Below are 19,781 nucleotides of genomic sequence, written 5' to 3'. Positions count from 1 at the left end.
TCTGTTTCAGAGCTTCTCGATCTCCAAATCGGCGATGGCCGTCTCGGCCACTTCGCGCCCCCGCTCGGTGAAGTCGCCCTTGCCGGGGTAATCGATCCACAGCCGGTACATGTTCCCGGACTCGGTCCGGTAGTAGAAGATCTTGGCCTCGTGCGGCTGCTCGGTCTCCGAGTCGGTGTACTTGACCGTGTTCTCGGCGGCGTCCTTCTCCTTGTACTTGGCGTCCTTCGTCGTTCCCCGCGGGGCGGGATCGCCGGACATGTGGCTGAACGAGGACTCGCCGCTCGCCTTGAAGCCCTCCATGTCGGCGTACGCCTGGGACGCCGCGGACCCGAGGATCTTCTGGGTGGTGTCCGTCTTCTCGGCGAGGTCGAGCGTGATGAAGACGGCGCCGCTGGGGTCGGTGTACCGCACCCAGGTCTTGTCCGTGTCGGTGGCCTCCGGCTTGCTCTCCACGTAGTGCTCCGGCGCGGAGACGGTGGCGGCGACCACCTTCGACTCGTGCTCCTTCCAGCCCTCCGCGTCCGAACCCGCGAAGGGGTTCAGGGCGACCAGCACGCCCGCCGCCACGGCCACGACGGCGACTGCGGCGATGACGCCCAGCGCCTTCCGGCCGAGGAAGACGCCCTTGCCGCCGCCGCGTCCGTCACCGGTGACGGTGACGACCCTCGTCGGCGCCGCCTCCGGGGGCTTCGCCGCCTCCTCCAGGAGGGCGCGGACCTGCGCGGCGCGCGGGCGCTGGCCAGGATCCTTGATGAGGAGCCCGTTGATCGCCTGCGCGAGCGGGCCCGAGGCCGAGGCGGGCGCCGCGGGCGTCGCGTTCAGGACGGACTGCAGCGTCGCCGGGGTGTTGTTGCGACGGAACGGCGATACGCCCTCCGTCGCGGCATAGAGGACCACGCCGAGCGACCAGAGGTCCGACGCCGGTCCCGGGCGCTGGCCGAGCACGCGCTCCGGGGCGATGAACTCGGGCGAACCGACGAAGCCGCCCGTGTCCGTCAGGTTCGTCTCGCCCTCGATCTGGGCGATGCCGAAGTCGGTGAGGACGACGCGGTCGTGCCGGCCCAGCAGCACGTTGTCCGGCTTGACGTCACGGTGCAGGATGCCCGCCTGGTGGGCGGCGTCCAGGGCGCCGAGCACCTCCAGACCGATGCGGGCGGCGTCGCGGGCGCCCAGGGTGCCCTCGTGGAGCGCGGCGCCCAGCGAGCGGCCCTGAACCAGTTCCATGACGATCCACGGCTGGCCGTCCTCCACCGCCACGTCATGGACGTTGACCACGGCCGGGTGGTCCAGGCGGGCCGCGGCGCGGGCCTCGCGGCGCATCCGCTCGAAGACGTTGGCGCGCTCGCGCTCGGGCAGGTGGTCGGGGATCCGGGGTTCCTTGACGGCGACCTCGCGGTCCACGGTCTCGTCCTTCGCCCGCCAGACCGTGCCCATGCCGCCGTGACCGAGCTTGGAGAGGAGGCGGTAGCGGCCAGCGATCAGGCGGCCCGCGCCGGGGTCCGGCTCGGACGTCTGGTGCTGGTGGTTCTGCTGGTGCTGCTGGTGCTGCTGGTGCTGCTGGTGCTGCTGGTGCTGCTGGTGCTGCTGGATCGGTACCGCCTGCGTGGGCTGGGCGTACGGCGACGGAGGCGGGGTCGGCGCGGCGGGGTGCTGCCCCCTCTGCTGCGGCGGCTGCTGATGCTGCGGCTGCCCCGACCCGGACTGCTGCTGCGGCTGCGGCTGCGGCTGACCGGACTGCGGCTGCTGCGGCGGCTGTAGGTCGAAACTGGTTGGTTCGTACGGGCCGTAGGAGGCTCCCCCGTCATTGCTCATGGGTCCATGACTACCTTGCCGAAGGATTCGGTTCCACAGGGGTCACTGACTTGTGACAGGGGTGGTGCGCCGGGCCGCAACCTCAGCGGCGTACGAACGAGTCCACCGCCGTGTCGAAATACCGCCTGCCCTCCTTGGCCCTGCCGACCGGCGCCGAGACCCAGACTTCGTACATCCGGCCGCCCTCCTGCCAGCAGAGGTCGTACGTGTGCCGGTCCCCCTCCGCCTCCGTGAAACCGTCCCAGCTGAACTGCCACAGTGCGGCGGGCCGTCCGTTGTGCGAGGTCTCGGTGACCTCGCCGTCCCGGTAACCGGGGTTGTTCTCGGGCCCGTCGGCGTCAGAGCGGCGCTGCACGGCGAGCGGCCCGCCCGGCTGCGGGGCCGACTCCTTGATGCCGATACGGAAGGTGCCGCCCCGCGACTTGTAGAAGACGCGGGGGCCTTCCACCTCGCGCGTGAAGCCGTCCGGCACGGCGAGCGTGAAGCCCTTGGGGTCCTTCGTGACGCGGTAGCCCTCAGGTGCCTCGGGCGTCGAGGGCTTCGGGGTGCCGGAACTGCGCGTCACCGTCACCGTCGGGGTCGCCGAGGGAGAGGGCGTCACCGTCCGCGTCGGTGCGCTCTGGCCCTGCGACGCCGGCGGCGAGGGCGTACCGCCGTTCCCGCCGTCCCTGCCCAGCAGGAGCGCGGCGGACGCCGCGGCCCCGGCCACGGCGGCCACGAGGGCGGCGGCGAGAAGCATGGCGCGACGGCGACGGCGGGAAGGCCCGACCGGGTACGCGGGCGGACGGCTTGGCAGGTCACGGTAGGTGGGCGTGTAGTCCCCCGGGCCCCCGCCTGGTCTCCCGCCCGGTCTTACGCTCGGTCTCCCGCCTGACCTCCCGCCTGATCTCCCGCCGGTTCTGGCGCCCGGCAGCGCCGACGGCTGCCCGCCTGCCCGGCCCGCGGGCGTCGACGGCATGCGCCCCGTCTCGACGTACGTCCGCAGGAGCCGTTGGGCGTCGGCCACGCCGAGCCGCCGTTCCGGGTCGCGTTCGAGGAGGCCGAGGATGACGGGCAGCAGCGGCGCGGCGGCGGGCGGCGGGCGGATCTCGTCGAAGACGACGGCGTGCAGGACCCCGCTGATCGTTTCCCGGCGGAAGGGCGATTCACCGGTCAGCGCGGCGACGAGGAGCGCGCCGAGCGACCAGAGGTCGGACTCGGGCCCCGTCCGCTCGCCCGACATGCGCTCGGGCGCGGTGTACTCGGGAGAGCCCACGAAGGACCCGATCTCCGTGAGCGTCGTCGCGCCGCTGACCTGCGCGATCCCGAAGTCGGTGAGGACGACGCGCCCGGTCGCCTCCTCCATGAGGACGTTCGCGGGCTTGATGTCACGGTGCAGGACCCCGGCGGCGTGTGCGACGCGCAGCGCGCCGAGCAGGTCGATGCCCATCCTGGCCACGGTCCGCGCGGGCATCGGACCCGATCGCGCTATCCGCCCGGCAAGCGAACCGCCCTCGATCAACTCCATGACGATGTACGGGTGGTCGCTCTGCACGACGACGTCGTGGACGACGATGATGTGCGGATGCCGGAGCTGCGCCGCAGCGCGCGCTTCCCGCAGGGTGCGTTCGACCTGCTGCACCGCGTCGGACTCGGAGAGCGTGTCGTCGAGGGCGAGCTCCTTGACGGCGACCCGGCGGCCGAGGAACTGATCCGTGGCCTGCCAGACCACGCCCATGCCACCCCTGCCGAGCCGCGCATCCAGGCGGTAACGGCCAGCTATGACCCGGGCGTTGTCCCCCACGCTCCCCATGCGGCCATCATGCCCCACACGTGTGCGGACGGACCCTGTCGGCCTGTGCGGCGGACTGGTTCCGGCCGCTCGTCCCAGCCACCCCGGCCGCGGACGGCCGCGTTCAGCCCTCCCGCCAGCCCCGGAGTATGGCGTCGAACTGAGTGCGCGCCTTGTCCCAGTCGCCTTCGGGGGACGACATGTAAAGCACGTACTCGACGCCGTCACGGCTGATATAGCTCTGCGAGATGGCGCGGCGCGGGCCCGCGGTCGTGTCGTTCGCCCCCGCCGTCCAGCTGAACTCCCAGAGCGCGCCCTGCCGATCGCGGAAGGTGTTCTGGTCCAGTTGCAGCCGCTTGTAGTCGGGCAGCTTGGTCCGCAGGTTCTTCTCCAGCTCAAGCTGGTGCGTGTAGGGGCTTTCGAACGTCGTCCGGCGGTCGACGCTGATACGTACGAAGTGCCGCCCGTGGTCCGGGGTGTAGTCGATCTGGCTACCGTCGACCTCGCGCACCCAGCCCTTGGGAAGCATGAGGCTGAAGCCCTCGGCGTCCTTCACCCGGTGCCAGTCGGCGGGGATGCCGCCGACGGTCTTGCCCGGACCTCCGGCACTCGACTGCGACGTACCGCCGTCGGCGCTTTCCTGGAAGTACAGATAGCCGCCGAGTCCGCCCCCGCCGAGCAGCACGACCGCCGCGACGACGGCGACGACCGCGGGCCACTTGCGGCGCTTGGGGCGGCTGCCCGTGTCGTACCCCGTGTCGTACGGGGAATGGTGGGCGCCCTGGACGACGGTGCCGGAGTGGTGGGGGGCGGAGCCGGGGCCGTTACCGGTAGCCGCAGTGACCATGGTGCGGTCTCCGCTGCCGTGCCCGGCGCCATATCCGCTGCCGCTGCCGCCTGTGCCGCCGCCGGGGGCGACGGTGCCGGACTGCGGGGTGTGCTGGTGCGAGGTCTGCGGCTGCCGGGACGCGGTGTGGACCTGCGTCGGCACGTACGCGGGCCCTGCGCTCGGCCGGCGCCCCTCCGCCGCCTCGGCGAGCATCAGCTCGGCCGCTTCCGCGGTCGGCCGGGAGTCCGGGTCCTTGCGCAGGAGCGCGGCGATGACGGTGCCGAGCGCCCCCGCGTACTCCGGCGGGGCGGGCTCCTCCGTGACCACGGCCTGCATGGTGCCGATCGGCGACGTGCGCCGGAAGGGGGAGTTCCCCTCGACCGCCGTGTACAGCGTGGCGCCGAGCGCCCACAGGTCCGACGCCGGGCCCGGGTTGGCGCCGCTGACCCGCTCGGGCGCCAGATAGTCCACGGAACCGACGACCTCACCGGTCCGCGTGATCGTCGAGTCCCCCTCGATCGCGGCGATCCCGAAGTCGGTGAGCAGGATGCGCCCGTCGTTCGCCAGCAGGACGTTGCCGGGCTTGACGTCGCGATGCAGGACGCCTGCGGCGTGCGCGGCGCGCAGCGCCTTCAGGGTCCACAGGCCGATGCGGGCGGCCTCGACGGGTTCGATGCGGCCCTTGTCCTTGACGGCGTCCGCGAGCGAACAGCCCTCGACGAGCTCCATCACGATCCAGGGCCGGGCGTCGTACTCGAGGACGTCGTGAACGGTGACGACCGCGGGGTGGTTGATCCGGGCCGCGGCCCGCGCCTCGGCGTGCGTCCGCGCGAAGAGGACGGCTCGGTCGCCCTCCGGCACGTACTGGACAGCCGTCAGTTCCTTGACGGCGACGGTCCGGTGCAGCACCTCGTCATGTGCTCGCCACACCCGGCCCATGCCACCGCGGCCTATGGACTCTCCGAGCCGGTAGCGGCCCGCGAGGAGCAGGCCCTGCATCTGATTCACGATCCCCCGCATTGGTTCTGACATGCCCCAGATTAGGGAGCGGGTGGCGTGCGCGGAACCTTCGGGGGTGCTCGGAGACGCCACTGTGATGCGTGACGCAGCATTCCGGAGCCTTTCGGGCCGTCAACTCCCCTCGGCAACAGGGATGATGCAGCTCCGGTGAAGGCCTGTGAAACTTCATGCACATCTCTGAACGACCGTGACCGTTCAGGAACGACGCGTAGCCGGAACCCGTTCGGCGTTGCGGAAACGCCTGGCAACAGCCTCAGTCGGCCTGGTAAGTGGCTGAAGCCTGCTCGAAGAGACGCGACACCTCGTCCCGCTCGGCTTCGGGCCCCCGGATCTGCACGACGTGGTACTTCCCGCCGACGGCCATCGCCAGATTGCGTACGTAGGTCTCGCGCCCCTCCGCGTCCTGCCAGGTGAACTGCCCCTCGGCCATGGTCCGTCCGCCGACCTCCACCGTGCGCATCCCGCTGGACGTGGCCCACGTCGAGTCGCGGAACGGCTGGAGCTCGCGCTCGTGCTCGCGCTGGTACTTCATGGGGTCCTTGCCGTACTCGTCCGTGCCGTCCCGCCCCGGCACGACGATCAGCTCGAAGTCCCCGTGCGTGTACCGGACCTGCCCGCGCCCGTTCTTGGGCTGCCGGTCCCAGCCGCTGGCGACGGCCACCCGGAAGCCCTCGGCGTCCTTGCGGAGCGTGAAGCCCTGCGGCAGCTCGGGGCCGTTGGTCCGCGGCTGCCGCGAATCCGCGCTCTTCTCCGGCTTTTCGCTCGGCCGGTCGGACTTGCCGTCCTCGCTGGGCCGGGCACTGGAGCTGCCGGGCTCGGGGCCCTGACTGGTGCCGGGGTCCCCGGCGGAGCCGGCACGCTCACTGCCCTCGTTCTCCCCGGACTTGGGCATGAACGCCATGGCGTACGCGATCGCAGCGACGAGGCCGACCAGGATGAGCAGAAGGAGGAGACGCCCCAGGGAGCGCGGCCGGCCCGTACCGCTCTGCCGCGTCGGGCTGCTCCGGCGGGGCGGGCCGCTCCGGCGAGGGGCCGCCGCGGGCGCGGAGGCCGACAGTCCGACTTCGTGTGCTCGACTCTGCTGCTTGAGCTGCCTCTGCTGCTTCGGTTGCCTGGGCTGCTTGTGCTTGTGACGTCCGTTCTGCCGGCTCGACGCCGGGACGGCCGCGGGCCCGGCGGCACGCTGCTTCTCGGGTTTCCGCCGCTTCTCGGGCGCGCGCCGCTTCTTCCGCCGTACGAGATCACCGCGACGGCGTACGACAGGGAGGCGCCTGGCGTCGAACGGAGGCGCGGGCACGACGTTCGCACCGGCTTCCGGCTCCGGCGCCGAGCGGACCAGCGAACGCAGCCACCCGTTCAGCTCCTCGAAGTCGAGCCGCTCGGTGGGGTCCTGCCGCAGCAGCGACTCGACGACCGGCCTGAGCGGCCCGCATTCCTCCGCAAAGGCGGGCGGTTCCGCGCACACCAGCTGGACGAGCTCGAAGGTGCTGTCCTCCGGGTAGGGCGCGTGCCCCTGCACCGCCCTGAACAGCAGGGCGCCCAGGGCCCAGAGGTCGGTGGCGGGCCCGATGGGCGGGGCGAGCTGCCAGTTCTCGTGCACGGGACCGGCCTGCTCGGGCGCCCACCGCTCGGTCACGCAGCCGACCACGGTCATACGGGCATGCCGGGCCCGCTCCGCGGCAAGGGCGGTGGCGGGCCCACGCCGGACACCACTGCGCTCGGCGACGAGGGAGTCCCAGTAACTGTGACCGGTCGCACCAGGTGCGCCGGATACGCCGGGCTCGGCGGGGGCGGGGGCGGGGGCGGGAGCGGCTTGGGCGGGGATGGAGCCTGCGCCGCCCCGGGGGGCTACGCGACCCGGCTCTTCACGGCCGCGGGCCGGCCCCTGACCACCGAATTCCTGCTCGCCGAAGCCCTCACCGCCGTACCCCTGCCCATCAGAGCCCTGCCCGCCGTAGCCCTGCGTCCCAGAACCCTGCGTCCCGGAACCCTGCGCGTCAAAGCCCTGCCTGTCAGAACCTCGCGCCCCAGGCCCCTGCCCCTCAAAGCCCTGCCCGTGTAAGCCACGACCGCCGCTGCCATCCCCCGCATCGGCCCTCGCCGCGCTCGACGCCGCCGCCGCGCCCCCGCCCCTCGGCACCGCCCCGTGCCACTGCTTCGTACCGCCGACGCCGTACGGGTCCAGGATCCGCCCGGCGGCCTCGGCCTCCCCCGCGCCCCTGTCCTCCCGGCCGCCCTCGTCGTACCTCTCGGTGGCGGCTACCGAGTCGCCACCCGCACCGAAGCGCGCGTCCGCGCCGAACGCCCCGCCGCTCCTCTGCCCCGGCAGCTCCGCGTCCTCGTTCACCCGCGCCGCGGCCCGCGTCCCCGCTCGGTAGGCGGCTATGGCACTGGGCCGCGCCGTCCGTGCGCCGGCACCGGGGTCCATCGACGGGGAGGCCTCGATCGCGGCATGCCCACGCGAACCGTCACCCTCGACAACCGCATGCGCCTCGTAGGCCCCGTCAGGCTTTTCCGCCTCAGCCGCCTCAGCCGCCCCACCCGCCTCATCCGCGGCGGTATCCGCACCGGAGTCGGAGTCAGCCCCGCCCTCGACCTCGAACCCCGCCAGGAGTTCCTCGGGCCGAGGGTCGTACCCGCACAACGCCTCTTCGGCCGCGCCCGCCGCGAGGCCCGTGAGGACCACCCTGCCGTCGTCGCAGACCAGGACCGTGCGCGCGGTGATGTTCCGGTGGACCCAGCCGTGCGCGTGCAGCACCCGCAGCGCCGTCACCACGTCCGACGCGATCTCCGCCGCCCGGTACGGACTCAGCGGCTGGTCCGCGAGCAGCGCGGCCAGCGGCCTCGCGGCCACCAACTCGCTGACTATCCACAGCGACCCACCCTCGGCGAACACGTCGAAGACCTGGTCGAGCCGCGGATGGTCGGGTATCTGCGCGGCGGCCTGCGCCGCCTCTATCGCGCGCCGCACCGCCGGATCCGACGGCCTGCGCGTCGTACGCGCCGACGGCCGCCGTACCGCCCCCGCACTCACGAACCCCGCCGGTAGATCCCCGGCCGGGAGGTCGCGCTCGTCGAGCTCAAGCACTTCGGCGTCGACGACCTCGGGCAACGGCACCTGCCTGACCAGGACTTCCTGGCCGCTGTAGGTGTCGAAGGCCCGCGTCTCCGCGAGTTCGTACTCGTCCGCTGGAGGCAGCGGCAGGCGATAGCGGTCGGCGAGTACCCGCCCCGCGTATTCGTCCACGCCGCCTCCCGCGTCCGCCCGGTGGTCAAATCCGTTCGTTTTGTGCACTGTTGCGGCTGCGTACGGTCCGCAGACACTCACGATACGTGCCCGAGACAAACCGCATCGGAGGGATGCCAGATCTCACCGGGGCTTCTTCTCTTCGCTACTTCTTCGGCTTGAACGTCTTCGTGAACGTCTGCCAGGCGTCCTTGCGCTCGTCGCTGTCCCACTTGGCGTCCTTGGCGGTGTACATCATTCCGTAGCCCAAGTTGCCGTTGACGACGAAGCCGCGGTCTATCGAGCGGTACTTCGTGCCGCCGTCGACGTACGTGAACTCCCAGTCGGCCGTGTTGTAGTTCCGGTAGTCGACCTTCTCTATCCGGATGCGCTTGTACTGCGACCGGACCATGTACGACTCCTGGTTCTTCCAGTCGCCCACAGGGTCGGACTTCGGGGTGGAGGTCCAGCCGATCAGCAGCTTCTGCCCGTTCGGCCCGGTGAAACGCGCGCCCGCGGCAGCCGTGGTCTGGTACTTCCAGCCCTTGGGCAGGCCCACCGAGAAGCCCTGGGAGTGCTTGTACGTCGACTCGGCTCCGTCACCCGGCTCCTTGCCGGGGTCATCGCCCTTGTCGTCGCCGCTCTCGCTCGGGTCCTTGCCCTCGTCCGCACCAGGGGTCGTGCCCGAACCGGCGTCCGTGTCCGCCTCGCCCTTGCCCTTCTCGCCGGCGTCGTCCTGCCCGGCGCCCTTCTCCTTCTCCTTGTCCTTCTCGCCGCCGCCCGCGGTCGCCCCGCTGGACGCGGCCTTGTCGCTGCCGTTCTTGCTGTCCTGCCCGTCGTTCTCGTCCCCGCCGCTGAACGCGAAGGCCAGCACGGTTCCGAGCACCGCGATCACGAGCGCCACCGAGAAGATGACGAGCGTGCGCCGGGGCACCACATCGGTGAGCGAGGCCTTGGGAGGCACCGCAGGACCAGACCGAGCAGAAGGGCCGGAAGAAGCAGAGGAAGCCGTGGGAGAAGAGGAGAGGGAGGAGCGGGAGGAGCGGGAGGAAGGAGTGGAAGAAGCGGAGGGAGCAGCAGCGGCGCCAGCGGCCCCGGAAGCCGCGCCCGCCGCACCGGCGGACCGCACCGGCTTCCCCGCCACCGCACCAGAGGCGGCCCCGGAGCCGGACCCATTACCGGCCCCGCCCCCACCCCCGGAAGCCGCGTCAGCACCGGACCCAGCCGCCCCGGCCCCCGCTCCCCGCGTGGTCGCCGCAGCCGCTGCCTTCCGCACGGACCTGAGCGCGCCCTTGAGCCGCTCGGCGGCCTCCTCGCCCTTGCGGCCACCGGAGTCCGCGGAGGTCCGGGAGGAGCCGACCGTCTCAGCGGACCCGGCGGAACCAGACCCGGACCCGGACGAAGCCCCGGACGAAGCTGCCGCTGCCCCGGCGGCGCCCGCGGCACCGCCACCGGCCGTGCCCGCCCCGGCCGCGCGGCCCGCGCCGCCCTTGCCCTTGCCGAACCGCTTGACCAGGGAAGGCGGCACCGGCGGCAACGGCACGACCTTCGTCGCGTCGACCGGCTCCGGCTCCTCCTTGGCTTCGGGAGCGTGGATCACGTCGAGCAGGAGCGCCCGCGCACCCGCGTCGTCGAGCCGCTGCTCGGGGTCCTTGGCGAGCAGGCCGTAGATGACCTTCTCCAACGGCCCGGCATTGACCGGCTGTTCGACGTCCTCGGTCATCACCGCGGTGAGGGTCGCGATCGCCGACCCCTTGTCGTACGGAGGAACGCCCTCAACTGCCGCGTACAGCAGCCCGCCCAGTGACCAGAGGTCGGCCGCCGGGCCCGGCTTGTGCCCGCGTGCCCGCTCGGGCGAGATGTACGAAGGGGCGCCGACGAGCATGCCGGTGGAGGTGATCGACGGGTCGCCCTCGACCTGCGCGATGCCGAAGTCCGTGAGAACGACGCGTCCGTCCTCGGCGATCAGCACGTTGGACGGCTTCACGTCGCGGTGCAGAATCCCCTCGCGGTGCGCGGATCGCAGCACGTCGAGCACGGCGAGGCCGACCTCGGCCGCGCGCCGCGGCGTGAGCAGCCCGTCCTCGCGGATGGCCTCGGCGAGGGACTTGCCCTCGACCAGCTCCATCACGATCCACGGGCGGTCGTCCTCGTCGACCACGTCGTACACGGTCACCGCGCTGGTGTTGCGGATCCGCGCGATCGCCTTGGCCTCACGCAACGTACGCGTGATGAGCCGGCGCTTCTCGTCGTCGTCGATGCTCGACGGGAAACGCAGTTCCTTCACCGCGACCGTACGACCGAGTGTCTCGTCCTTGGCGCGCCAGACGGTTCCCATTCCGCCGCGGCCGAGCACTTCTCCCAGCCGGTAGCGCCCGGAGAGGAGACGTTCGCTCTTGTCCTGACGGGACTGACCCGTCTTCTCCGCGTCCGACATGCGTCCCCTCTGCTGCTACCGCTGCTACCCGCGCAACCCGCCCTGACAGAGCCTTCATTGTCCCTTACTTCGGGACCGGTCTACGCCCAGGGTCCAGCGTCCCTCATTACGGGCTCCGCACAAGGGACTCTTCCGTCGCTCGTCACCCGGGGCAAGGCCCACCGTGACGCCGTCGGCCGCGAACAGCAACGGCGCACTACAGCGGCACGATGTCAGGTGCCCCCAGCCTTGCCGCGTCCGCCGTCAGGTCGTCCGGCTGCCGCTGCGACTCCCGCTCGGCCTCCACCCGCTTCTCGTAGTGCTGAACCTCCCGCTCCACCTGGTCCTTGTCCCAGCCGAGAACCGACGCCATCAGCTCCGCGCACACCCGTGCGCTGCGCGTGCCCCGGTCGAACGTCTCGATCGAGATGCGCGTGCGCCTGGTCAGCACGTCGTCCAGATGCCGCGCCCCCTCGTGCGACGCCGCATAGACGATCTCGGCGCGCAGATAGTCGTCCGCGGCCGGCAGCGGCTCGCCGAGCTTGGGGTCGGCCGTGACGAGGGCCAGGACCTCCTCGGCGAGCGATCCGTAACGGTTCAACAGGTGCTCCACGCGCACCACATGGAGACCGGTGCGGGCCGCGATCCTGGCGCGCGCGTTCCACAGCGCCTTGTATCCCTCGGCGCCGACCAGGGGAATGTCCTCGGTGACACAGTCGGCGACGCGCTGGTCGAGGGCGTGCACCGCCTCGTCCACGGCGTCCTTCGCCATCACTCGGTACGTCGTGTACTTGCCGCCCGCGATGACCACGAGGCCCGGCGCCGGATGCGCCACCGTGTGCTCGCGCGACAGCTTGCTCGTGGCGTCCGACTCCCCGGCGAGAAGGGGCCGGAGCCCCGCGTACACCCCCTGGACGTCGTCACGTGAAAGGGGCACCGCCAGGACCGAGTTCACGTGCTCGAGCAGATAGTCGATGTCGGCGCTGGACGCCGCCGGATGCGCCTTGTCCAGGTCCCAGTCGGTGTCGGTCGTCCCCACGATCCAGTGCCGCCCCCACGGGATGACGAAGAGGACGCTCTTCTCCGTGCGCAGGATCAGCCCGGTGGTCGAGTTGATCCGGTCCTTCGGTACGACCAGATGGATGCCCTTGGACGCCCGGACGTGGAACTGTCCCCGCTCGCCGACCATCGCCTGGGTGTCGTCCGTCCACACACCGGTGGCGTTGACCACCTGCTTGGCCCTGACCTCGTACTCCCCGCCGCCCTCGACGTCCTGCACCCGGGCACCGACGACCCGCTCTCCCTCGCGCAGGAAACCGGTCACGCGGGCCCGGTTGGCGACCTTGGCGCCATACGCCGCGGCCGTGCGCACCAGCGTGGCCACATAGCGCGCGTCGTCCATCTGCGCGTCGTAGTACTGCATGGCCCCCGTCAGGGCGTCCTTCTTCAGACACGGGGCGACGCGCAGGGCATGACGCCGGGTCAGGTGGCGGTGCATGGGCAGGCCCCTGCCGTGGCCCCGCGACATCGACATGGCGTCGTACAACGCGACGCCCGATCCGGCATAGATCCGCTCCCAGCCCTTGTGCTGCAAGGGATACAGGAACGGCACCGGCTTCACGAGATGCGGGGCGATCCGCTCGAGGAGCAGGCCGCGCTCCTTCAGCGCCTCGCGCACCAGCGCGAAGTCGAGCATCTCCAGATAGCGCAGGCCGCCGTGGATCAGTTTGCTCGACCGGCTCGACGTGCCCGACGCCCAGTCACGCGCCTCGACGAGGCCGGTGGACAGACCGCGGGTCACGGCGTCCAGTGCGGTACCCGCACCGACCACTCCCGCGCCCACGACCAGGACATCCAGCTCCCGCTCGGCCATTTCCGCAAGTGACTCGGCACGCTCCGCCGGTCCCAAGGTCGCTGTCCTCACCGCTGCCTCCCGTTGGATTGTCGGGTGTGGTCGCGCTCACATCATGCCCAGATTCTCGTCCGGTCCGCTGAGTTCGGCCGCCGCCTGTGGACAACCGCGGCCAACACTCCGACACCTGACATTGGGCAATGCCACATAACGGTCATATTTACTCCTAGTCTGACATTGCGCTGGTCCACCTTGTCCACAGGACTTGCGCGCTCGTCCCGCTCCGGCTACTAGGAGGACGGCCCACCGCCATGCCCGCAGATCTCGCAGTCATCGGTCTCGGCCACCTCGGCCTGCCCCTCGCCAGGGCTGCCGTCTCGGGTGGCATCGCCACCATCGGCTACGACCCCGCCCGCGCCGTCGATCTGGCAAGCGGCCGCCTGCCCTGCGACGGCGGCGCGGAGGGAACCCTGACCGCCGCCGACGTCCGCCGGATGCTCTCGGGGGGCTTCCGGCCGACCACCGACCCGGCCGAACTCGGCCGGGTCCGTACGGCGGTCATCTGTGCTCCCACCCCGCCGGCAGCGGACCGCACCCTCGACCTGAGCCAGGTGGCCGACGCCGCCCGCGCCCTGGCCGCGCGCCTGCGCCCGCACACCACGGTGATCCTCGAATCACCCGCGTACCCGGGAACCACGGAGGAATTCCTCCGCCCCATCCTCGAAGAGGGCTCCGGCCTGCGCGCGGGCCGCGACTTCCATCTGGCGCACTCGCCCGGCCGCCTCGATCCGGGCAACCGCACGCACGGCTACGCGGGCACGCCCAAGGTCATCGGCGGCCTCACCCCGGCCTGCACCGAATCGGCCGCCGCCTTCTACGGCCGCCTCACCGACAAGGTCGTACGCGCGCGTGGTCCGCGGGAGGCCGAGACCGTGCACCTCCTGGAGACCAACTACCGGCACGTGAACATGGCCCTGGTCAACGAGATGGCCGTGCTCTGCCACGACCTCAACATCGACCTGTGGGACGTCATCCGCTGCGCGGAAACCAAGCCCTTCGGCTTCCAGGCCTTCCGCCCCGGACCCGGCGTCGGCGGTCACGGCGTCCCCCTGGACATCCCGCACCCCGGCCGCGGCGCCAGCGCCCTGCGCATGGTCGAACTGGCCCAGCAGGTCAACGACCGCATGCCCCGCTATGTGATCCAGCGCTCGGCGACCCTGCTCAACGAACACGGCAAGTCCGTCCGCGGCGCCCGCGTCCTGCTCCTCGGCGTCACCTACAAGCCCGACCTCGCCGACCAGCAGGGCTCCCCCGCCCGCGAGGTCGCGACCCGCCTGATGGAGATGGGCGCCTCCGTCAGCTACCACGACCCCTACGTCCCCAACTGGAGCGTGCTCGGCCACCCCGTCCCCCGCGCGGACTCCCTGTACGAGGCAGCGGCCGACGCCGACCTCACGATCCTGCTCCAGCACCACCGCACGTACGACCTCCAGGGCCTGGCCGTGAAGGCGCAACTGCTCCTCGACACCCGGGGCGCGACCCCGGCGGGCGCGGCCCACCGCCTGTAACGCGCCTTCGGCGCATATGGCACACAAGAAGGGCCCCGGCAGGAGTACCGGGGCCCTTCTTCAAGAAGCAGTCGATCAGCGGCTGTGCTGCGAGTCCGCGACCGTCACCTCGACGCGCTGGAACTCCTTGAGCTCGCTGTAGCCCGTCGTCGCCATCGCCCGGCGCAGCGCCCCGAAGAAGTTCATCGAGCCGTCCGGGATGTGCGAGGGGCCGCTGAGGATCTCCTCCGTCGTGCCGACCACACCGAGGTCGACGCGCTTGCCGCGCGGCACGTCCTCGTGGACGGCCTCCATGCCCCAGTGGTGGCCCTTGCCCGGCGCGTCCGTGGCGCGCGCCAGCGGGGAGCCGATCATCACCGAGTCGGCGCCGCAGGCGATGGCCTTGGGCAGGTCGCCGGACCAGCCCACGCCGCCGTCGGCGATGACGTGCACGTACCGGCCGCCGGACTCGTCCATGTAGTCACGGCGGGCCGCGGCGACATCCGCGACGGCGGTCGCCATCGGCACCTGGATGCCCAGGACGTTTCGCGTGGTGTGCGCGGCGCCACCGCCGAAGCCGACGAGGACACCGGCCGCGCCCGTACGCATCAGGTGCAGCGCGGCGGTGTACGTGGCGCAGCCGCCGACGATCACCGGCACGTCGAGTTCGTAGATGAACTGCTTGAGGTTGAGCGGCTCGGCGGCACCGGAGACGTGCTCGGCCGAGACCGTGGTCCCGCGGATGACGAAGATGTCGACACCGGCGTCCACGACGGCCTTGGAGAACTCGGCGGTGCGCTGGGGGGAGAGCGCGGCGGCGGTGACCACGCCCGAGTCGCGCACCTCCTTGATGCGCTGCTTGATCAGGTCGGCCTGGATCGGCGCGGAGTAGATCTCCTGGAGGCGCCGGGTGGCGTTGTCGGTGTCCAGCTCCGCGATCTCGTCGAGCAGCGGCTGCGGGTCCTCGTACCGCGTCCACAGGCCTTCGAGGTTCAGTACGCCCAGACCGCCCAGTTCACCGATGCGGATCGCGGTCTGCGGCGAGACGACCGAGTCCATGGGCGCCGCCAGGAAGGGCAGCTCGAAGCGGTAGGCGTCGATCTGCCAGGCGATCGAGACCTCCTTCGGGTCGCGGGTACGGCGGCTCGGGACGACGGCGATGTCGTCGAAGGCGTACGCCCGGCGGCCGCGCTTGCCGCGCCCGATCTCGATCTCAGTCACGTGGGTGGCCCTTCAGCTTTCTTCGGTACTTCGCACTTCTTCGGCACTTCGGCACTGGTCTGCCGCTCCAGTATCCCCGACGCGCGCGAAGGGGGCGGCCCGGGGAATCCGGACCGCCCCTGCACGCGCGCGCGTGGAGCGCCGTCAGCGATTTTCGGCCTCCGTGGCCGTCAGCGCTTGTTCGTGTAGTTCGGCGCCTCGACCGTCATCTGGATGTCGTGCGGGTGGCTCTCCTTGAGGCCCGCCGAGGTGATCCGTACGAAACGGCCGTTCTCCTGGAGCTCCGGAACGGTCCGGCCGCCTACGTAGAACATCGACTGGCGCAGACCGCCGACCAGCTGGTGCACGACCGAGGAGAGCGGGCCGCGGTAGGGGACCTGGCCCTCGATGCCCTCGGGCACCAGCTTCTCGTCGGAGGCGACGCCCTCCTGGAAGTAGCGGTCCTTGGAGAAGGACTTGCGGTCGCCGCGGGTCTGCATCGCGCCGAGCGAGCCCATGCCGCGGTACGACTTGAACTGCTTGCCGTTGATGAACATCAGCTCACCCGGGGACTCCTCGCAGCCGGCGAGCAGCGAGCCCAGCATGACCGTGTCCGCGCCGGCGACGAGCGCCTTGGCGATGTCGCCGGAGTACTGCAGGCCGCCGTCGCCGATGACCGGGACACCGGCCTCCTTGGCGGCGAGCGACGCTTCGTAGATGGCCGTGACCTGCGGTACGCCGATGCCGGCGACGACACGCGTCGTACAGATGGAGCCCGGTCCGACGCCGACCTTGATGCCGTCGACACCGGCGTCGATGAGGGACTTGGCGCCGTCACGGGTGGCGATGTTGCCGCCGATGACGTCCACGCCCGCGGCGTTCGACTTGATCTTGGCGACCATGTCGCCCACCAGGCGGGAGTGGCCGTGCGCGGTGTCGACGACGATGAAGTCGACGCCCGCCTCGATCAGGGCCTGGGCACGCTCGTAGGCGTCACCCGCGACACCGACGGCGGCGCCCACCAGGAGGCGGCCCTCGCTGTCCTTGGCGGCGCCGGGGTACTTCTCGGCCTTGACGAAGTCCTTGACCGTGATGAGGCCCTTGAGGACGCCGCTGTCGTCGACGAGCGGAAGCTTCTCGATCTTGTGGCGGCGCAGCAGCTCCATGGCGTCCACGCCGGAGATCCCGACCTTGCCGGTGACGAGCGGCATCGGCGTCATGACCTCGCGCACCTGGCGCGTGCGGTCCGTCTCGAAGGCCATGTCGCGGTTGGTGACGATGCCGAGCAGCTTGCCCGCCGGGTCGGTCACCGGGACGCCGCTGATGCGGAACTTGGCGCAGATCGCGTCGGCCTCGGCGAGCGTCGCGTCCGGGTGCACCGTGATCGGGTCGGTGACCATGCCGGACTCGGAGCGCTTGACGAGGTCGACCTGGTTGGCCTGGTCCGCGATGGAGAGATTGCGGTGCAGTACGCCGACGCCGCCCTGTCGCGCCATGGCGATCGCCATGCGGGACTCGGTGACCTTGTCCATCGCCGCGGACAGCAGCGGGACGTTCACGCGCACGTTCTTCGAGATGAGCGAGGAAGTGTCGATCTGGTCCGGCGCCATGTCCGACGCGCCGGGCAGCAGCAGCACGTCGTCGTAGGTCAGCCCGAGCGTCGCGAATTTCTCGGGCACCCCAGTCGAAGAACCGCCGTTTGCAGTCATGACACCTTCCCCAAATGGCCTTGATCGGTGCGGATGTCCATGCTAACGGGAACGGAGGGTGTCTCATTCCACGATCAAGATCATCGATCAGGTTTGTACGTTCATACGGCACGAATGGACACCGAAGACGCCCGTCGGACAACCGCTGATCGTCACTGCGCGGGCGCTGCCCGCGACTACTGCTCGGCCAGTGCCCGCAACCGACTCAACGCCCGGTGCTGCGCGACGCGCACAGCCCCCGGGGACATGCCCAGCATCTGCCCGGTCTCCTCGGCCGTGAGCCCGACCGCGATCCTCAGGAGCAGCAGCTCGCGCTGGTTCTCCGAGAGATTGGCCATGAGCTTCTTGGCCCACTCGGCGTCGCTGCTGAGCAGCGCGCGCTCCTCGGGACCGAGGGAATCGTCGGGCCGCTCCGGCATCTCGTCCGACGGCACCGCCGTGGATCCGGGATGGCGCATCGCCGCACGCTGCAGATCGGCGACCTTGTGCGCGGCGATCGCGAAGACGAACGCCTCGAAGGGACGCCCGGTGTCCTTGTAGCGCGGCAGCGCGAGCAGGACCGCGACGCAGACTTCCTGCGCCAAGTCCTCCACGAAGTGCCTTGCGTCACCGGGCAGTCGAGAGAGCCGTGTGCGGCAGTACCGCAGCGCCAGGGGGTGCACGTGGGCCAGAAGATCGTGCGTGGCCTGCTCATCACCCTCGACCGCGCGAAGGACGAGGGCACCGATCACCGTCGTCTTGTCATCGCGCATCGGTCCATGGTGCCTTGGCGCTGATTGATCCGTGGCACCACGTCCGTAGTTGTGCACCGAAGCGTTATGAGCAGGTGCGCCGGAACTCATGTCGTGCGCCCTCCCCTCCCGCTCGACCGACCTGTCCCCGAGGAACTCCACACCTCAAGGATGCGGCATCGGCGGCGAAGCAACGGCAACCGCTCCCCGGAGGGGGAGCGACGGGCGTCCGTGACCCCGCCCACCACTCGGCGGGCGGGGATCGCCGTGCCCGCACGGCGATACACCTATCGGACCAGGCCCCAGCGGAAACCGAGCGCCACGGCGTGCGCGCGGTCCGAGGCGCCGAGCTTCTTGAACAACCGCCTGGCGTGGGTCTTGACCGTGTCCTCGGAGAGAAAAAGCTCACGTCCGATCTCGGCGTTGGACCGGCCGTGGCTCATGCCTTCGAGCACCTGGATCTCACGCGCGGTGAGGGTGGGCGCCGCGCCCATCTCGGCCGAGCGCAGTCTGCGCGGAGCGAGCCGCCACGTCGGGTCGGCCAGCGCCTGCGTGACGGTCGCGCGCAGTTCGGCGCGCGAGGCGTCCTTGTGCAGATAGCCGCGGGCGCCCGCGGCGACCGCGAGCGCGACCCCGTCCAGATCCTCGGCGACGGTGAGCATGATGATGCGCGCACCGGGGTCGGCGGACAGCAGCCGCCGGACCGTCTCGACGCCGCCCAGACCGGGCATGCGTACGTCCATCAGAATCAGGTCCGAGCGGTCGGCGCCCCAGCGGCGGAGGACTTCCTCGCCGTTGGCCGCTGTCGTCACACGCTCGACGCCGGGCACGGTCGCGACCGCGCGGCGGAGCGCCTCTCGGGCAAGCGGGGAGTCGTCGCAGACGAGGACGGATGTCATGACTGTCCTCCGCGGCTCTCACAGCTGCTGCGCGTCACCTTGAGCCTCCAGGCTGGTACATATTCGTCACCTGTGCGGTTGACGCTCCCGGACGTCTGCCCGAGCGCTTGTTCTTTCAACCGCCTCGCACTCTCAACGACGGTCACCCGAAAGAGTTACGGGGCGGTCGGCCTCGTTCGGCACTCTACGTGAGGGCGCGGACACAGAGCAGACGGCGCAACAGACCCTCAACCTTTCATCACAACCCATGCCCCATTTAGACGGTTTCCTTCCCTTTTACTGGTGTCTGTGGCTAGATTTTCCAATGAGTCATATTTTCATCTCCTTAGACAGTAGATGTACGGTCGTGGGCACCGTATCCGCGCAGAACGGCCACCAGGAGACACGCAATGGCAGATTTCTCCCGCCTTCCCGGACCGAACGCAGATCTCTGGGACTGGCAGCTTCTCGCGGCCTGCCGCGGGGTCGACAGCTCGCTCTTCTTCCACCCGGAGGGCGAGCGGGGCGCGGCGCGCAGCGCGCGTGAGAACTCCGCCAAGGAGGTCTGCATGAGGTGCCCGGTCCGTGCGGAGTGCGCTGCTCACGCCCTCGCGGTACGCGAGCCGTACGGCGTGTGGGGCGGGCTGACCGAGGACGAGCGCGAAGAGCTCATGGGCCGCGCGCGCAACCGCCTGGTCACGACGTCCGCACCAGGGGTTCCGGCGGGGTCGGCCGCGGCCCCGGCGACACACGGCGGCATGGTCACGCGTTCCTGAAGGAACGTTTC

At 70.8% G+C, this 19,781-nt stretch carries 12 protein-coding genes; 2 read left to right on the top strand and 10 right to left on the bottom strand.

Going from position 1 to position 19,781, the window contains the following annotated elements; genetic code table 11:
- Window positions 1-6: 6 nt before the first annotated feature.
- The 6 genes from IE226_RS29590 to IE226_RS29565 form a co-directional block, all read right to left on the bottom strand.
- A complete protein-coding gene (locus tag IE226_RS29590; RefSeq protein WP_190084462.1) occupies window positions 7-1,815 on the bottom strand; it encodes a serine/threonine-protein kinase in 1,809 nt (602 codons plus the stop codon).
- An 82-nt stretch (window positions 1,816-1,897) separates the two neighbouring features.
- Entirely contained in the window at window positions 1,898-3,607 is a 1,710-nt protein-coding gene (locus IE226_RS29585) for a serine/threonine-protein kinase (protein WP_190084461.1), read from the bottom strand.
- Window positions 3,608-3,710: 103 nt separating this feature from the next.
- The gene (locus IE226_RS29580; RefSeq protein ID WP_190084546.1) at window positions 3,711-5,414 is read right to left on the bottom strand and encodes a serine/threonine-protein kinase; all 1,704 of its coding nucleotides are present in this window, start codon (window positions 5,412-5,414) and stop codon (window positions 3,711-3,713) included.
- A 274-nt stretch (window positions 5,415-5,688) separates the two neighbouring features.
- Window positions 5,689-8,682 carry a serine/threonine kinase C-terminal domain-containing protein gene (locus IE226_RS29575; protein WP_190084460.1) on the bottom strand — a complete coding sequence of 998 codons (2,994 nt, stop codon included), beginning with the start codon at window positions 8,680-8,682 and terminating at the stop codon, window positions 5,689-5,691.
- Between the two features lie 145 nt (window positions 8,683-8,827).
- Window positions 8,828-11,098 carry a protein kinase domain-containing protein gene (locus IE226_RS29570; RefSeq protein ID WP_190084459.1) on the bottom strand — a complete coding sequence of 757 codons (2,271 nt, stop codon included), beginning with the start codon at window positions 11,096-11,098 and terminating at the stop codon, window positions 8,828-8,830.
- A 196-nt stretch (window positions 11,099-11,294) separates the two neighbouring features.
- The gene (locus IE226_RS29565) at window positions 11,295-13,001 is read right to left on the bottom strand and encodes a glycerol-3-phosphate dehydrogenase/oxidase (RefSeq protein WP_190084458.1); all 1,707 of its coding nucleotides are present in this window, start codon (window positions 12,999-13,001) and stop codon (window positions 11,295-11,297) included.
- Between the two features lie 239 nt (window positions 13,002-13,240).
- Here IE226_RS29565 and IE226_RS29560 point away from each other — a divergent pair, with 239 nt between their 5' ends.
- On the top strand, window positions 13,241-14,497 hold the full coding sequence (locus tag IE226_RS29560; protein ID WP_190084457.1) for a nucleotide sugar dehydrogenase: 1,257 nt from the start codon (window positions 13,241-13,243) through the stop codon (window positions 14,495-14,497).
- Window positions 14,498-14,572: 75 nt separating this feature from the next.
- Here the strand turns inward: IE226_RS29560 and IE226_RS29555 are convergent, their stop codons facing one another.
- From IE226_RS29555 to IE226_RS29540, 4 genes are all read right to left on the bottom strand, one after another.
- Window positions 14,573-15,697 carry a GuaB3 family IMP dehydrogenase-related protein gene (locus IE226_RS29555; protein ID WP_190084456.1) on the bottom strand — a complete coding sequence of 375 codons (1,125 nt, stop codon included), beginning with the start codon at window positions 15,695-15,697 and terminating at the stop codon, window positions 14,573-14,575.
- 170 nt (window positions 15,698-15,867) lie between these two features.
- Entirely contained in the window at window positions 15,868-17,385 is a 1,518-nt protein-coding gene (gene guaB, locus IE226_RS29550; protein ID WP_190084455.1) for an IMP dehydrogenase, read from the bottom strand.
- 176 nt (window positions 17,386-17,561) lie between these two features.
- Window positions 17,562-18,137: a sigma-70 family RNA polymerase sigma factor gene (locus IE226_RS29545; protein WP_190084454.1), complete on the bottom strand. Its 576-nt coding sequence runs from the start codon at window positions 18,135-18,137 to the stop codon at window positions 17,562-17,564.
- Window positions 18,138-18,403: 266 nt separating this feature from the next.
- On the bottom strand, window positions 18,404-19,015 hold the full coding sequence (locus IE226_RS29540) for a response regulator transcription factor (protein WP_003948568.1): 612 nt from the start codon (window positions 19,013-19,015) through the stop codon (window positions 18,404-18,406).
- A gap of 389 nt (window positions 19,016-19,404) precedes the next feature.
- Between IE226_RS29540 and IE226_RS29535 the strand changes: the two genes are divergently transcribed.
- Window positions 19,405-19,770, top strand: a complete 366-nt coding sequence (locus tag IE226_RS29535) for a WhiB family transcriptional regulator (protein WP_190084453.1) — start codon at window positions 19,405-19,407, stop codon at window positions 19,768-19,770.
- Window positions 19,771-19,781: the final 11 nt, after the last annotated feature.

Origin of the sequence: Streptomyces longisporoflavus (assembly GCF_014649775.1) — a bacterium.
In the GTDB taxonomy this organism is placed as follows: Bacteria; Actinomycetota; Actinomycetes; order Streptomycetales; family Streptomycetaceae; genus Streptomyces; species Streptomyces longisporoflavus.
This window is presented reverse-complemented; position numbering and strand designations above follow the sequence as displayed.